The following is a 14,367-nucleotide window of genomic DNA, read 5'->3' on the forward strand; positions in this document are numbered from 1 at the left end:
GCGTGAGCCCATGCGGCCCCGATAGGCGAGCAGTTTCTCGAACCGCGCGAGGATGATGCCATGGCCACGGTGTTCGGACTTTCAGATCCCACCTTCGTCATCGCGAAGGATGGCAAATTTTATCTGACGCTGAGCGTGCTCGAATATGATCCGGCGGCGATCGGCGCCAGCGCTTCGCTCAAGGCGGGTGTCGCCGCAATCGCAGCGGCTTTCAACGCCGGGCAGAAATTCGAGGCGGCCGTCGTCGCGTTCAGCATGGTCACCAGTGCCGCGCAGACGCGGCCACGCCATGTCAATGTGATCTCCATGGCGCAGACGAATCCCATCGCGCCCGACGAGTGACCATGTTCGGCGCAACCGCGGCGGGACCGACGCGGCGCCTGGCAACCGCATCGATCCTTGAACGCGCCCATCGCACGGCTGCACGCTGCGGCGTCAGCCGGCTTGCCGACATCACGCGGCTCGACCGGATCGGGCTGCCCGTCTGGCAGGCAGTGCGACCGGCCGGACGCGCGCTCAGCATCCACCAGGGAAAGGGGATCAGCGCTCTCGCCGCGAAAATCGGTGCGCTCTGCGAGGCGATCGAAAGCCATTATGCCGAACAGGCTCCCGCAGATGGCCCTTACGGCACCCTCGCGGAGCTTCCCCCCGGCACCGAAGCGCCCGCGCTGGCCGACCTCGCGCTCGATCGCGCGCATCCTCCACCGGCGGATATGGCGATGCAATGGTGCCAGGCACACAATATCGTCAGCGGCGCGCCCGCCTGCCTGCCGCACGCATTCGTCTCGCTGGATTTCACCCGCGACTGGCACTCGCGTTTCGACCGATCGAGCGGCGGTCTTGGCGCGGGCACGACCAAGGCGCGCGCGAGCGAGAAGGCGATCCTCGAACTGATCGAGAACGATGCGGTGGGCCGCTGGGAGCGCGAGGACCCGCTTTCGCGCATGGCAACTTTGCTCGATCCCGACACCGTGACGCTGCGCTGGTTCCAGGACTGGCGCGCGCATCTCGACAGTCTTGGAATGCAATTGCACCTCTGCGCGCCCGGCTCGGTGACGGGCCATCCTGTATTCCACTGCACGCTGCTATGTCATGACCGCGCTGAGGGGATCGCCATATTTGCGGGATCCGCCTGCCATGGCTCGGCCGAGACCGCGCTCTTCGGCGCACTGGCCGAGGCGATCCAGTCGCGGCTTACCTTTATCGCGGGCGCGCGCGACGACATGCTGCCCTCGCTTTATGCGTCGCGCGCCAAAGCGCCGCCGGCGATCGGGCCGGTCCCCCCACCCGCGCCCGGATTTCCGCTGGTCGCATGGCAGTCGATCGGCGAAAGACGCTCCGCGCTGCCCGATCTGGTCGCCGATCTCGGTCGCGCGGGGCTGGACCGCATCTGGTGCAAGACGCTTTCGCCGCCCGAAGCCGAAATCCGCGTCGTAAAGGCGTTCATCGGCGGGCTGGGATCATTGAGACGAACCGAACAGCCGAGCGCACGCGCATGCGCGTGATCGGCTTTGTCGGCCCCTCGCTCGGGGCGGCGGAGCGCGCGGCCTTTCCGCATATCTGCTGGCGGCCGCCTGCCGAGGCCGGCGACCTGTTGCGGCTCGTGGCCGATCCCCCCGACGTCATCTGCCTGATCGACGGCTATTTCGACCAGCGTCCGGCGGTGCGGCACAAGGAGATATTGCTGCTGCTGTCGCTGGGCGTCCGCATCCATGGCGCGAGCAGCATCGGCGCGCTGCGCGCCGCCGAGATGGATCGCTATGGCATGATCGGCATAGGCGCGATCTACGCTGCATACCGCGACGGCATTATCGATGGCGATGACGAGGTGGCGTTGCTCCATGCGCCCGCCGAACTCGACTGGCTGCCCATTTCGCTGCCGCTGGTCGATGTGCGCGCGACGCTCGCTGCGGCCCGGCAAGGCGGGATCGTCACCGATGAAGATCAGACGCGGCTGATCGACGCTGCGACGTCAATTTTCTATCAGGATCGCGACTGGGACGGGATAGTGGCAGCGTCAGACTGCGCGCAAGCCAGCGCTGCAGCCCTGCGGAGCTGGCTGAAGGCCAACCATGTCATGCAAAAAGCGCTGGACGCGCGCGCCTGCGCGGCCGCCGCCCTCGCAAAATCACCACATGCCGCCATACGCCCCGAAGCGGTCATGCCGGGCTTTGTAACGGCTTTGGCGCGTGATTGCGGGGGGACGGCGATGGATGTGCTTCAAGTGCTGCGCGAAGCAGCGCCAGAATAGTGTCGCGCTGCCCGATGTCCTGGATCGGGTGCTGGAACATGAGCCAGTCCATCAGCCGCGCATTGTCGAGCGGCTCGGCGGCCACCCAGCGGGCGGAGACGTGCCGGCGCCACTGCGCCGCCCGGTCGCCGGCATCGTCGACGCCGAGCGCCTGCGCCGCGATCAGCGCATAGAATTCGCTCGAGATGGTCCGACGCGTCACCTGCGCAAGGCTCCGCGCCGCCGCCGCATAGTCGCGCATGAGGAGGTGGAGCAGCCCCTCTTCCTCATGCGGCGCCTCGGTCGCGAATGGCGTCAACTTCTTGCATCGCTCCAGGAGCGCGACGGCGGCGTCGATATCGGCGAGAAACATCAGCGCGGTCGCGACCTGAACGAGCCGGTTGGCATTATAGGGGTTCAGCCGCAGCGCCTCATCGAGATGCGCGCGCGCGGGCACGAGTTCGCCCGCCCACAAATGGCACCAGCCATTGACCGTATGGATGTGCGAATCCCCGGGATCGAGCGCAAGCGCGCGCGCAGCGAGTTCGTGCGCGCGCGCGCGTTCGGCGCGGCCCGTGGCGCCGAGTCCGGTATAGTCGAAATCGGTGTTGTAGAGGCGGATCAGCGGCGGATAGGCAAGGCCGAAATCGGGATATCGCGCGATCATCGCCTCCCACGCATCCGCCATCGCGCGCGCGTCCGAAAAGCCTTCGATGCGCCGCATGAGCAAGCGGTTCTGGAAGTAGACATCATATGCATCGGTCGCGTGGCGCGGGAGATTGCGGAGCACATCGTCGCGCATGCTGGGCAAGGCGGCCGCGGCGATGCGGTGGAGCAGATCCTCGACATTGAACGAAGACCCGTCGAGCGCGATCCGCGCGGCGTCCGCCCAGACCACGGCCTGGTTCGCCAGCCGGCAGAGCCGCGCGTAAACCTTGACCGCACCGGGCTCGTCGACGAGCGTGAGCACGAGCTGGTAATCACGATCGCCCGTCCCCGCCATCGCCCCCCCGCCATCGGCGTTCTGCGCCGAAACCAGTCGCACGTCGCGGAAACGCGACAGGCTGAACAGGATCTCTTCGCGCAGAATCGAGGCCAGATGGGGATGGCTGTCGGCGATGCCGGCATCGTCGAAAGGGGGCACATAGAGCAGTGGCGGCTCGCCCGCGCCGCCCGGCTCGGGCGACCGCTGGTGACCGGGTTCGGCGGTCGCCACGGGTACGCTGCACCGCGACGGCAGCTCTGAAAGGATCCGCACGGGCGCGAGGAATCGATAGCCGCGTCCATAGACGGTCTCGATGAAGCGCGGCGCGCCACGCGCCTCCCCCAGCGCATGGCGCAGTTCCTTGATGACCGACGTCAGCGCCGATTCCGAGACGATCGTGCCGTCCCAGACCGTTTCGAACAGCACTTCCTTGGTAAGCAGCCGCCCGCGCTGCTCGATCAGCATGACGAGCACGCGAAAGGCCTTGTTGCCGATATGCACCGTACCGTGCGGGCCCCACACCCGTTCGTCGGTGCGATCGACAATGAACTCGCCGAACTCGAACGCCGATTCGCGATCCATCAGCCGCCCCTTCAGGCGCGCACGCGCAGCCGCGCAAGCGCCGATCTGGTCTTTCGACGCGCCTTCACTTTTTATAGCACGTCGCGCCGCCGGCGCCGAGCCGCAGAAATCCGCGACAGATTCTGTGAAGATTCTGGAAAAACGCGCCCCAGAGTCTTTCCATCCCAGGCTCAGGATGCCGGTGGGGCGATGCCCTAATCCTCATCTCAAGCGACGGCCCCCGCCAACGCTTACAAGCATCGGAGACCAGAGATGACCAGGAACAGCCCATTCAAGACCACCGTGCTTTCAGTCACCGTCGGAATGCTCGCCGTATTGGCGGCGCCCTCGGCCTCGGCACAGGAGATCAAGTTCGCCTATCGCCAGTATGAGTTGCAGACCCCTGACGGCACACGCAACGTCTACAAGCGCATGATCAAGCAGGTCCGCAACACCTGCAGCCAGTTCGGCGCAACCGCACTTGACCGCAGCATGACGCGCGGCGCGTGCGTCAAGGATCTCTCGGACCAGCTGGTCAGCAAGATCGGCGACGCGCAGCTCGCAGCGCTGCACGAGAACCGCAGCGATACCCGTATTGCCAGCCGTTAGTGACCCCGGCTTAGGCAAAAGCTGGGAGCGCGATCACCCGATCGCGCTCCCTTTTTTTGACGGGGCATTCCACCGTCATGCGCGTATCGGGCGCGCGCCCTCCATCACGGCATCGTCAAACGCTCCGCGCTGCGCTCCCGCTCGCGCGCATAATCGTTGCATTTGTTACCCATTTGACAATTTTCCAAATGCGATCATTATGACCCAATCAGGACAAGTCGCGTTTAATTCGAAGAAGAATGAGCCGCCGATCTCGATTCTACCATTGATGGGTCGCGGCGCTGACGACGGATCGGGAGGGATCATGCAACTGCGTTCGTTGAAAATGTTGATTGCCGGCGTGCTGGCGCTCGCGGCGGTGCCCGCATCTACCCAACAGGCGCCAAGCATTGCGCCCAAGCCGATCACGCCACCGGCTGCACAAGCGACGCCGCTCCCCGCACCGGCGTCGGGCGCGGCAACCTTGACCAAGGCCGATGTCGATAGCTGGCTTGACGGATATATGCCCTATGCGCTCGCGCGCGGCGAGGTCGCCGGCGCGGTCGTCGTCGTGGTCAAGGACGGTCAGGTCCTCACGCAGCGCGGTTTCGGCTATGCCGATGTCGCCGCACGCAAGCGCGTCGATCCCGAGGCGACGATGTTCCGCCCCGGGTCCGTCTCCAAGCTCGTCACCTGGACCGCGGTGATGCAGCTGGTCGAGCAGGGCAGGATCGACCTCGACGCAGACATCAACACCTATCTCGATTTCAAGATTCCGGCGCGTGACGGAAAGCCCGTGACGATGCGCCAGGTGATGACGCACACCGCAGGCTTTGAGGAAACCATCCGCGGCCTGATCAGCGTCGGCAAGCCCGATGCGCCGCTGGGACAGCTGCTCAAGCGCTGGGTGCCCGAGCGCATCTTCGCGCCGGGCACGACCCCCGCCTATTCCAACTATGCCACCGCGCTCGCCGGCCATGTCGTCGAACGCGTGTCGGGCCTGTCGTTCGACGATTATGTCGATCGCAACATCTTTGCGCGTATCGGGATGACGCGCTCGAGCTTCCGCCAGCCGCTTCCCGCGCCACTTCAGCCGCTGATGTCCAGGGGCTATGCGCTCGCGAGCGGCGATCCCAAGCCCTATGAAGTGATCGGTCTCGCGCCCGCGGGCAGCCTCGCCGCGACGGGCGCGGACATGGGCAGGTTCATGCTCGCGCATCTGAACAATGGCGGGGCGCTTCTGAAGCCCGAAACCGCGCGGATGATGCACACGACGACGTTGACCATCCTGCCCGAAGTCAATCGCATGGCGCTCGGCTTCTACGAACAGGAGATCAACGGGCTGACCGCGATCGCGCATGGCGGCGACACCCAGTGGTTCCATAGCTATCTGTGGCTGTTCCCCGAGCGCAACACGGGTGTGTATGTGTCGATGAACAGCGCGGGCAAGGACGGCGCATCGGGCGCCATCCGCACCGCATTGTTCGAAGGATTTGCCGATCGCTATTTCCCCGCGCCCTATCAGGACGCGCGGGTCGATGCAGACACGGCGAAGCAGCACGCGCAGATGCTGGCGGGAACCTATGTCAACAGCCGGCGGTCGGACTCGAACTTCTTCAAGGCGCTCGAGCTCGTCGGGCAGGTCAAGGTCGGCGTCGGCGCCGACGGCACGCCGCTCGTCAACTTCCTCACCAATCTGGGCGGCGAGCCGATCAAATGGGTCGAGATCGCGCCCTTTGTCTGGCGCGATGCCAATGGGCATGGCCGGATGGCGGCCAAGGTCGTCGACGGCAAGGTCGTGCGGCTGAGTTTCGACGAGATCTCGCCCTTCATGATGCTCGATCGCGCGCCCTGGTATCTCTCGGCCAGCTGGCTGATGCCGGCACTGCTCTTCGGCATCGGCGTGCTCGCGCTCACCGCGCTGTCCTGGCCCATCGGGGCGATCGCGCGGCGGCGCTATGGTGCGAAGCTCGCCTTCGCGGGCAACGACCTCAAGGCATATCGCCTGGTGCGCGGTTTTGCTGCGCTGGTGAGCGTGGTGCTGATCGGCTGGGCGGTGGCGCTCTCCATGATGATGTCCGACTTTGCGCTGCTCGGCGGTGCGCTCGACTGGCTCATCTGGCTGCTTCAGATTGCCGGCGTGATCGCCTTCTTCGGGATGCTCGGCATCGCCGTGTGGCACCTGTGGCTGGCGTGGAAGGGCAAGCGTGGCTGGTTCTCCAGATTGTGGAGCGTGCTGATCGTGCTTGCGGCCTTCTTCATCCTGTGGGCAGCACTCGGCTTCAAGCTCATCGGCTTCGGCACCGACTACTGAACGCTGGCGCTGGCCGTCGGACGCGGCACGCCGTGCCCGATGGCCAGCGTGGATTGACAAATCTCCAAACGGGACAATTATGTCCCAAATGGATAATTAGCAATGCGGAGAGAAGTGGGCCATGAGTAAAATGCCAGGAGCGTCGCGTCGTGCGATTCTGAAGGGTGCGCTGACCGCCGCCGCGATCGGCGGATTTCCGATGATCAACACGGGCGCCTATCAACTGTTCGCCCAGTCGTCGCGACGCTATTCGAAGCGCGCGGTCGATCTCGTGCGTCAGTCGCTCGTCATCGACATGCTGGCGCCGCTCAAGATCGACTTTCGTCCCGAATATTATGCCAGCCCCTTAAGCGAGAAGGACGCGGCCGATTTCAGGGCCAGCGGCATCACCGGCTTTCACAATGCGGTCGGCACCGGCGGCCCCGAAGCCCGCGCGGAGACGCTGGCATGGATCGCGGCGTGGCAGGGTTTTGCGGGGCGCAACGCGCATGTCTTCTCGCTCGTCGGCCGCGCCGAGGATCTCGACCGCGCCAAGCGCGAGGGCAAATGCGCCGTCATCATGGGCGTCCAGAACTCGGAGCATTTCCGGACGGTCGAAGACGTCAAGATGTTCTACCAGATCGGCCAGCGCTGTTCGCAGCTCACCTATAACAGCCAGAACATGATCGGATCGGGCAGCACCGACCGCATCGACGGCGGTGTCAGCGACTATGGCGCCGCGATCATCAAGGCGATGAACGAGGTCGGCATGCTGATCGACGTATCGCATTGCGGCGACCGGACCACGCTCGACGCGATCGAGATGTCGCCCAAGCCGATCGCGATCACGCACAGCAACTGCCGCGCGCTCGTCGATCATCCGCGCGTCAAGACCGACGAGGCGATCAAGGCACTGGGCGCAAAGGGCGGCGTGATGGGAATCACGGGCGTGCGCATGTTCGTCAGCGCCAAAGAGCCGACGGCGCTTGCCAACATCGTCGACCATATCGATCATGTCGTGAAGCTGGCAGGCATCGATCATGTCGGCATCGGATCCGACGCCGATCTCAACGGCTATGACGACATGCCCGCCGACCAATATGCCCAGCTCAAGGCGGGCTACAAGGCGAGCTATGCCTTTCGCGACAAGATCGACACCGACGGCTTCGATCACCCGAAGAAGGTCTACGACCTCACCGAGGAGCTGATCCGCCGCAGCTATTCGAACGAGAACATCGCAGCCATCCTCGGGGGGAATTTCAGGCGGCTGCTGGGGGCGACCTGGATCTGAATCCAGGTTGAAAAAACGAAGAAGGGGAAACGGGAAAATGACATCATCTTCTCGCGGCACGATGCTTGCCGCCACGACCGCGCTGTGGCTGGTGCTGCCCGCAACGGCGGCGCATGCGCTTGACGACACTGCGCCCGCAGCGCCCGACGACAATATCATCGTCGTGACTGCGCAGAAGCGCACCGAAAATCTCCAGGACGTGCCGATTTCGATCAGCGTCGTCGGCGGCGAGGAACTGAAGCAATCGGGTTCGGCGCAGCTCACCGATTTCGGCCCCTATATAGCCGGCCTCCAGGTCGACAGCTCGGGCACGCCCGGCCAGTCGACGGTGTCGCTGCGCGGCATCGCGCCGGTGGGGCCGAGCACGACGGTCGCCAACTATCTGGACGATGCCCCCGTCGGCTCGAGCGCGCTCTACGCACGCAGCGCCGAGTTCACGCTGGACCTGCTCCCCTATGATATCGAGCGCGTCGAAGTGCTGCGCGGCCCGCAGGGCACGCTCTATGGCGCGAGCTCGATCGGCGGCCTGCTCAAATATGTGACGGTTTCGCCGAGCCTCTCCGAATTCTCGGGCAAGGCGGGCGCCGAACTCTTCGGGATCCGGCACGGCTCCGACGTGGGCTATGCGGGTCAGGCGATGGTCAATGTCCCGCTGGTCGCCGACAAGCTGGGCATCACCGCCAGCTATGCCTATCGCCACACCCCCGGCTATATCGACAATGTGCAGACGGGCGCACGCGATCAGAACGAATATGATCAGCAGGGCGGGCGCGTCAGCCTGCTATGGCAGGCGAGCGAGAATTTCACGGTCCGCCTTTCGGGCCTCTGGCAGAAGATCGATACCGAGAACAATTCCACAATCGTCCAGGACCTCGCCACCGGCGAGCGCATCGGCGATGGCATGTCGAACAACAATTATCTCGACGAGCCCTTCCGCAAGACGCTGGAATATTATGCGGCGACGCTCGACTACGACCTGGGTTTCGCCGAGCTGACATCGGCCACGACTTACAGCCGCGCCAAGACGCGGCAGGTGCAGGATGCGAGCCGCCTGTTCGGCGTGCTCTTCCCGCTCTTCGGCGCGCCCGACGCGGGGCTGGCCCCGTTCACGCTGAAGCTCGATCTTGAGAAGTTCACGCAGGAAATCCGGCTGACATCGCCGACGAGCGACCGTTTCGAATGGCTGATCGGCGGCTTCTACACCGATGAGGACAGCGGCAACGAACAGGTCGTCCGTTCACTGACCTTTGACGGGACGCCGATCGCCGGGCTCGATCCGCTCGCGGTCGCCGAACTGCCCAGCACCTACCAGGAATTTGCGGTGTTCGGAAACGCGACCTACAAGTTCAGCGAGCAGTTCGACATCACCGGCGGATTGCGCTGGGCGCGCAACGAGCAGAAATTCCGCCAGATCAGCTCGGGCGCGGTTCTGCCCACCGCAAACGATCCGGGCACCTCGTCCGAAGAGGTCGTGACCTACAGCGTCAGCCCGCGCTTCCATGTCAATGAAGACACGATGATCTATGCGCGCGTCGCGAGCGGCTATCGTCCCGGCGGCCCTAATACCACGCTGCCCGGCGTAGTGCCGACGGTGGATTCGGACTCGCTCGTCAACTACGAACTCGGCATCAAATCGCTGCTGTTCGACCGGACACTGTCGATCGATGTCGCAGCCTTCTACATGGACTGGAAGGACATCCAGCTGACCGTCGACTTCAACGGCGTCAGCGGGCTTGCCAACGCGGGCACGGCGCGCAGCCAGGGCATCGAGGCGTCGATCATGTGGCAGCCCGTCAGCGGGCTCTCACTCGGCGCCAACGGTGCCTATACCGACGCGCAGCTCACCTCCGACACGCCGCCCAGCGTGGGCGGGCTCGACGGTGACCGGCTGCCGCGCATTCCGCGCTTCGCCGGGTCGCTCACCGCCGACTATGTCTTCGACGTCAGCGACAATACGACGCTGCGCCTCGGCGGCGGTCTGCGCCACACCGGCAGCCGCATTTCGACGGTGGAAAGCAATCCGGACTCGGTCACGGCCAAGGCCTATACCGCGCTCGATCTCAATGCCGCGCTCACCATCGACGAACGCTGGACGATGCGCACCTATGTCCGCAACGTCACCGACACCGACGGTGCGATCACGCGCAACATTTTCAACGACGGTCTGGGTCGGCCGGTGCAATACACCGTCGTACCCGTCCAGCCACGCACGATCGGCGTCGCGGTCGAACTTGCATTCTGAAGTACAAAGGGGATTTGATGAAACATAAGCTAATCGTCCGCGTCGCCACGGCCGCGCTGATGTTCGGCGTGGCGCCGGCGTTGGCTGCGCCACCGACCGGTTTCGACGCACGCGTCGAGGCGCTGCGCAAGCAGGTCGGCGTTCCCGGCATGGCGATCTCGATCGTCGAGCAGGGGCAGCCGACGCTGGTCAAGGGCTATGGCGTGCGCAAGCTGGGCGACGCCGCAGCGGTCGACGCCGACACCATCTTTCCGACGGGGTCGACGGGCAAGGCGGTGACCGCCGCCGCGCTTGCGCTGCTCGTCGATCAGGGCCGGATCACATGGGACGATCCCGTCATCAAGCATATTCCCTGGTTCCAGATGTACGATCCCTGGGTGACGCGCGAAATCACCGTGCGCGACCTGCTGGTGCATCGCAGCGGCCTGGGGCTGGGCGCGGGCGACCTGCTGTTCGTTCCGCGTGCCAGCCTCTCCCGCCGCGAGACCGTTAAGCGCCTGCGCCATATCAAGCCCGCGACGAGCTTTCGCAGCGGCTATGCCTATGACAACATCCTCTACATGGTCGCGGGCCAGCTCATCGAGGAGGTGACGGGGCAGACCTGGGAGGCCTTCACCAACGAGCATGTCCTAAAGCGCGCGGGGATGCAGGAATCGACCGCCGATGGCGAGGCGCGCTTCGCCACCGCCAATCGCGCCTTCCCGCATGCCCGGATGAACAGCGGCCTGCGCGGCGCAGGCGATCAGGAAGTGCTCAACGAGCGCGACGAACTGGGCCGCAACGCCGCACCCGCGGGCGGAATTGCGATGAGCGCCAGCGACATGGCGCTCTGGCTCCAGATCCAGCTTGGCAAGGGGAAGCTGCCCGGGGGCGATGCGCGGCTCTACAGCGAAGCCGTCGCGCGCGACATGTGGACGCCCGCGACGCTGATGCCGGTCTCGAAGATGCCGCCCGCGTTCAAGGACGCGGAGCCGATGTTCAAGACCTATGCGCTGGGCTGGGACGTCAGCGACTATCAGGGCGTCCGGATCATCTCGCATGGCGGCGCGGTGTTCGGCGTCCAGACGGTCGTGGTTCTGATCCCCGACCGCGACGTCGGCTTCGCGATCCAGATCAATTGCGAAGACGGCGAGATCGTGCGCGGGCTGATGTACGAGCTGATCGACCATTATCTCGGGCGGCCGGCGGCTGGCTGGCCCGAAAAATGGGTGGCCTTCAAGAAGGACCGTATCGCGGCCGGGCTCAAGGCGTTCAGCGCCAAGAGCGCCGAACCCGCCAGGGTCGGCCCGTCGCTTTCGCTCGCGCGCTATGCCGGCGATTATGACGACCCGTGGTACGGCCGGATCGAGGTGCGCCCCGCGGGCAAGGGGCTGACGATCGACTTCAAGTCGACGCCGCGCATGGCGGGCAAGCTCGAGCACTGGCAGTACGACACCTTCATCACGCGCTTCGACGACAAGACGATCGAGCCCGCCTATGTCACCTTCGGCCTCGACGCCGACGGCAAGGTGGAGCGCGTGACGATGAAGGCGGCCTCACCGCTGGCCGATTTCAGCTACGACTATCACGACCTGCACTTCGCGCCCGCAGCGGCCGCGAAATAGCTGCGTGCGGCGTCCCGATGCGTGGTTTTCGGCGTGTTGTGACGCAAATAAAAAGCCCCTTGGCGCGGTGCCAAGGGGCTGAGTTGCGTATTTGCTGTGGGAGCATGCACAGGACGGTGTGACGCTGGCCGTCCTGCTGACCACCACCAGATAACGGCTATTTGCGGCTCTTGCGGGCGGCGTAGCGCGCGTCCCGTTCGGCCTTCCTGTCAGCCTCGCTCCTGGCCGGGGCGATCGCCGCCTCGGCGGTGCGGGCCGTGGCGTCGGCTTCCAGCTGGCGCGCATCGGATGCGGCCTTCTTTTCGGCGGCGCGCTTCGCACGCTCCGCGTCTTTCGCTTCCTCGCGCCTCAGCGCCGCGGCCCTGCGCTCGGCCAGTTCGGTCTCGCTCGGTGCGGGTCTGGCGCGCAGGCGATCCAGCGCCTTTTGCCGGGCCTGACTGGAGAGCGTGATGCGCTCTTGGAAATTGGGGGCGCGATAGGCAGTCATATGTTGCTTGAAACTCCGGTGATCTGTCAGCGGCGGCGTGCGCCGCGCGGTCCGCCGAACCCCGATCCCGGAGTCCGCTCACGGTAGATGATCCGCCCCTTGTCGAGATCATAGGGCGTCATCTCCACCTGCACGCGGTCGCCGACGACGGAGCGGATGCGGTTTCGCCGCATCCTCCCCGCCGTATAGGCGATGATCCGATGATCGTTCTCGAGCCGGACGCGAAAGCGCCCGTCGGGCAGGATCTCGTCGATCTGCCCGTCGATGGTCATCAGTTCCTCTTTGGCCACCCGGCTCAGACGGCCTGGAGGTTCACCGCGGAAGCCTTGCCGCGCTGGTCGTTCTCGATGTCGTACGACACGCGCTGATCGGTCTGGAGCGTGGTCATGCCGGCACGCTCGACGGCGCTGATATGGACGAAGCTGTCATTGCCGCCGTCCTCGGGCGCTATGAAGCCATAGCCTTTGTCACTGTTGAAGAATTTGACCTTGCCGATGGGCATGAGATGTTCCTTTCGCGAAACATGAATTGTCCGCGCGCAGTCGCGCACGGAGCCAGGAAGCGTGAAAGGGAAGAGTCCGCCCGGAAGCATCGATTTCCGTCGCAGGCGACGATAGCGAACTGGATATGGGGTCGCGCGCGCGATAATCAAGCAGACGTCGTGTGCAGCGACCCGCGGGGCGCGCCTATTTTCGGATCATCCCTGTATTCACCAAGCCGCGATCGGGATTCTCGCTGAACGAACGGTCGTCTGGCGGTGGCAGCTCAAGGTGAAGCGCCGCACCCGTCTCCGCATCCAGCTTTCTGCGCGCCAGTCGCTCCTCGCGCTTCTCCGCGGTACGCGCTTCCTTGGCCCAGGCGGCCGCGGCCAGCGTGGCGATCCCCTGGACATTCACGAGAGCCGTGCCCGCAGCGAGCGCACGCTGATGCGCTTCCTGCCTGCGGCAAAATGTCGATGAAGGTTGCATCGGATGTCCTTTCCCAACGGAACGATAAGCGCTCGTCCGACGCGCCGGCCTAGGGGCCAGCCTTGTTTCACGGGCTATTCCGCGCGCCCCGCGCGCCACGGAAGTCCTGGCAGACGAACCATGTCGCAGCCACAGCGCGCGCAGACGCTCGCGAAATGGCCGCGATCCCAATGGTTGCGCGCAGGATCCGCGACATGCGTCCCGAAATGCCGGTGGAGCAGGTCAAATATTGGCAGGTTCTGCACTGCGGGCCTTCTGTTCTCGCCGCGCCGCTGCGACCGCGTCCTTGAGCGTGCTGTATCGGAACCCGTTCCAGTGAAAATAGTCGACCGGGATCCGCTCAATTCCGTAGGCCGCCATAGCTTCCACCGGGCCGTCGGCGGTCGGTCGGGGGACGGCATCCATTCTGGCGGTCATGATGTTTTCCTTGCTTCTGAGACTGATGGAGGAAGCTAGTTGACCCGTCGCTGCCGCCACCGCGTGCGGGTCACGACGCCGGTGAGGACGCGGGAGCCATAGGCACGCGCAACAACGGCTGCGTCACCGGCATTCATGAACACGACGCGCGTTCCCTGAGGGAAAAGTGGCTCGATCGCGCTGATCGCCGCGTTATGCCTGGCGGAGAGGGCGACGACGTCGTCGACGGTCGCATCGATATTCAGCGCGCGCGGCACATGAAATCCCTGAGCTGCAGGTCGGGGTGGCCATCAAGGGGCGCGCCGGACCAGATCGAGACAAGTGGAATATCGGAAGTGTGGGACACGCAAGACTCCACGCCAGAGCGGGAGCGCGAGAATCTCTCAGTCGCATCCGTGCTCGTGAACGAAGCGGTGCGATGACGGGTATATAGGAACTCAGTGTGTGTCTGACCAGTGCAGGCGCTGCGCCGGAGCCGTGACGGCCATTGGAGGCGCGTATTCTGGCCGCCCCGCATTGTTGTCGGTTGTGGGGTGCTGGTGCCATGAAAAAAGCCCCTGGGCTTGGTTGCCGAGGGGCTGTGAGTGTTGTGTTTTGGGTATTAAAAAAGCCCCGCTGGCGTGGGCCGGGGGCTGGTGAGGGGTGTCAGATGAGACCTGGTTGCGGGAGCAGGATTTGAACCTGCGACCTTCAGGTTATGA

Annotated in this window: 15 protein-coding genes; 8 read left to right on the top strand and 7 right to left on the bottom strand. The window is 64.8% G+C overall.

What is annotated here, in order from left to right; genetic code table 11:
* The first annotated feature begins 60 nt into the window (after positions 1–60).
* Genes MKI88_RS13660 through MKI88_RS13670 form a run of 3 tightly spaced genes read left to right on the top strand, consistent with a single transcriptional unit; the run spans position 61 to position 2,251 of the window.
* On the top strand, positions 61–342 hold the full coding sequence (locus tag MKI88_RS13660; protein WP_241631943.1) for a hypothetical protein: 282 nt from the start codon (positions 61–63) through the stop codon (positions 340–342).
* A 2-nt stretch (positions 343–344) separates the two neighbouring features.
* Positions 345–1,505, top strand: coding sequence for a YcaO-like family protein (locus tag MKI88_RS13665; protein ID WP_241631944.1), 1,161 nt, complete (start codon positions 345–347; stop codon positions 1,503–1,505).
* Entirely contained in the window at positions 1,496–2,251 is a 756-nt protein-coding gene (locus tag MKI88_RS13670; protein ID WP_241631945.1) for a TfuA-like protein, read from the top strand. The genes MKI88_RS13665 and MKI88_RS13670 overlap by 10 nt, the downstream gene beginning before the upstream one ends.
* On the opposite strand, the gene MKI88_RS13675 is transcribed toward MKI88_RS13670, so the two are convergent.
* On the bottom strand, positions 2,160–3,797 hold the full coding sequence (locus MKI88_RS13675; RefSeq protein ID WP_241631946.1) for a winged helix-turn-helix domain-containing protein: 1,638 nt from the start codon (positions 3,795–3,797) through the stop codon (positions 2,160–2,162). The two genes, MKI88_RS13670 and MKI88_RS13675, sit on opposite strands and share 92 nt — an antisense overlap.
* A 252-nt stretch (positions 3,798–4,049) precedes the next feature.
* On the opposite strand from MKI88_RS13675, the gene MKI88_RS13680 reads away from it, so the two are divergent.
* The 5 genes from MKI88_RS13680 (at position 4,050) to MKI88_RS13700 (ending at position 11,794) form a co-directional block, all read left to right on the top strand.
* On the top strand, positions 4,050–4,385 hold the full coding sequence (locus MKI88_RS13680; RefSeq protein ID WP_241631947.1) for a UrcA family protein: 336 nt from the start codon (positions 4,050–4,052) through the stop codon (positions 4,383–4,385).
* A gap of 304 nt (positions 4,386–4,689) precedes the next feature.
* The gene (locus MKI88_RS13685; RefSeq protein ID WP_241631948.1) at positions 4,690–6,678 is read left to right on the top strand and encodes a serine hydrolase domain-containing protein; all 1,989 of its coding nucleotides are present in this window, start codon (positions 4,690–4,692) and stop codon (positions 6,676–6,678) included.
* Positions 6,679–6,799: 121 nt separating this feature from the next.
* The gene (locus MKI88_RS13690; RefSeq protein ID WP_241631949.1) at positions 6,800–7,948 is read left to right on the top strand and encodes a dipeptidase; all 1,149 of its coding nucleotides are present in this window, start codon (positions 6,800–6,802) and stop codon (positions 7,946–7,948) included.
* 37 nt (positions 7,949–7,985) lie between these two features.
* Positions 7,986–10,190, top strand: a complete 2,205-nt coding sequence (locus MKI88_RS13695) for a TonB-dependent receptor (RefSeq protein WP_241631950.1) — start codon at positions 7,986–7,988, stop codon at positions 10,188–10,190.
* A gap of 17 nt (positions 10,191–10,207) precedes the next feature.
* Entirely contained in the window at positions 10,208–11,794 is a 1,587-nt protein-coding gene (locus MKI88_RS13700; RefSeq protein WP_241631951.1) for a serine hydrolase, read from the top strand.
* Positions 11,795–11,951: 157 nt separating this feature from the next.
* Here MKI88_RS13700 and MKI88_RS13705 read toward each other — a convergent pair whose 3' ends face one another.
* The 6 genes from MKI88_RS13705 to MKI88_RS13730 all read right to left on the bottom strand — a co-directional run bounded on the left by MKI88_RS13705 (position 11,952) and on the right by MKI88_RS13730 (position 13,923).
* Positions 11,952–12,281, bottom strand: a complete 330-nt coding sequence (locus MKI88_RS13705; protein ID WP_241631952.1) for a DUF6481 family protein — start codon at positions 12,279–12,281, stop codon at positions 11,952–11,954.
* Between the two features lie 26 nt (positions 12,282–12,307).
* Positions 12,308–12,571 (bottom strand): translation initiation factor IF-1, encoded by a 264-nt coding sequence (gene infA / locus MKI88_RS13710; RefSeq protein WP_241631953.1) that lies wholly within the window; start codon positions 12,569–12,571, stop codon positions 12,308–12,310.
* Positions 12,572–12,576: 5 nt separating this feature from the next.
* Positions 12,577–12,783 (bottom strand): cold-shock protein, encoded by a 207-nt coding sequence (locus MKI88_RS13715; protein ID WP_241631954.1) that lies wholly within the window; start codon positions 12,781–12,783, stop codon positions 12,577–12,579.
* 184 nt (positions 12,784–12,967) lie between these two features.
* Entirely contained in the window at positions 12,968–13,249 is a 282-nt protein-coding gene (locus MKI88_RS13720) for a hypothetical protein (protein ID WP_241631955.1), read from the bottom strand.
* A gap of 222 nt (positions 13,250–13,471) precedes the next feature.
* Positions 13,472–13,666, bottom strand: a complete 195-nt coding sequence (locus MKI88_RS13725) for a hypothetical protein (protein ID WP_241631956.1) — start codon at positions 13,664–13,666, stop codon at positions 13,472–13,474.
* A 35-nt stretch (positions 13,667–13,701) separates the two neighbouring features.
* Positions 13,702–13,923 (bottom strand): hypothetical protein, encoded by a 222-nt coding sequence (locus MKI88_RS13730; RefSeq protein ID WP_241631957.1) that lies wholly within the window; start codon positions 13,921–13,923, stop codon positions 13,702–13,704.
* Positions 13,924–14,367: the final 444 nt, after the last annotated feature.

Source organism: Sphingomonas sp. LaA6.9 (assembly GCF_022601895.1).
Classification (GTDB): domain Bacteria; phylum Pseudomonadota; class Alphaproteobacteria; order Sphingomonadales; family Sphingomonadaceae; genus Sphingobium_A.

Coding starts and splice junctions, on each gene's coding strand:
- MKI88_RS13695 (WP_241631950.1), top strand. CDS start 7,986: ATGACATCATCTTCTCGCGGCACGATGCTTGCCGCCACGACCGCGCTG.
- MKI88_RS13665 (WP_241631944.1), top strand. CDS start 345: ATGTTCGGCGCAACCGCGGCGGGACCGACGCGGCGCCTGGCAACCGCA.
- MKI88_RS13715 (WP_241631954.1), bottom strand. CDS start 12,783: ATGCCCATCGGCAAGGTCAAATTCTTCAACAGTGACAAAGGCTATGGC.
- MKI88_RS13700 (WP_241631951.1), top strand. CDS start 10,208: ATGAAACATAAGCTAATCGTCCGCGTCGCCACGGCCGCGCTGATGTTC.
- MKI88_RS13680 (WP_241631947.1), top strand. CDS start 4,050: ATGACCAGGAACAGCCCATTCAAGACCACCGTGCTTTCAGTCACCGTC.
- MKI88_RS13725 (WP_241631956.1), bottom strand. CDS start 13,666: ATGACCGCCAGAATGGATGCCGTCCCCCGACCGACCGCCGACGGCCCG.
- MKI88_RS13670 (WP_241631945.1), top strand. CDS start 1,496: ATGCGCGTGATCGGCTTTGTCGGCCCCTCGCTCGGGGCGGCGGAGCGC.
- MKI88_RS13675 (WP_241631946.1), bottom strand. CDS start 3,797: ATGGATCGCGAATCGGCGTTCGAGTTCGGCGAGTTCATTGTCGATCGC.
- MKI88_RS13685 (WP_241631948.1), top strand. CDS start 4,690: ATGCAACTGCGTTCGTTGAAAATGTTGATTGCCGGCGTGCTGGCGCTC.
- MKI88_RS13660 (WP_241631943.1), top strand. CDS start 61: ATGGCCACGGTGTTCGGACTTTCAGATCCCACCTTCGTCATCGCGAAG.
- MKI88_RS13705 (WP_241631952.1), bottom strand. CDS start 12,281: ATGACTGCCTATCGCGCCCCCAATTTCCAAGAGCGCATCACGCTCTCC.
- MKI88_RS13690 (WP_241631949.1), top strand. CDS start 6,800: ATGAGTAAAATGCCAGGAGCGTCGCGTCGTGCGATTCTGAAGGGTGCG.
- MKI88_RS13720 (WP_241631955.1), bottom strand. CDS start 13,249: ATGCAACCTTCATCGACATTTTGCCGCAGGCAGGAAGCGCATCAGCGT.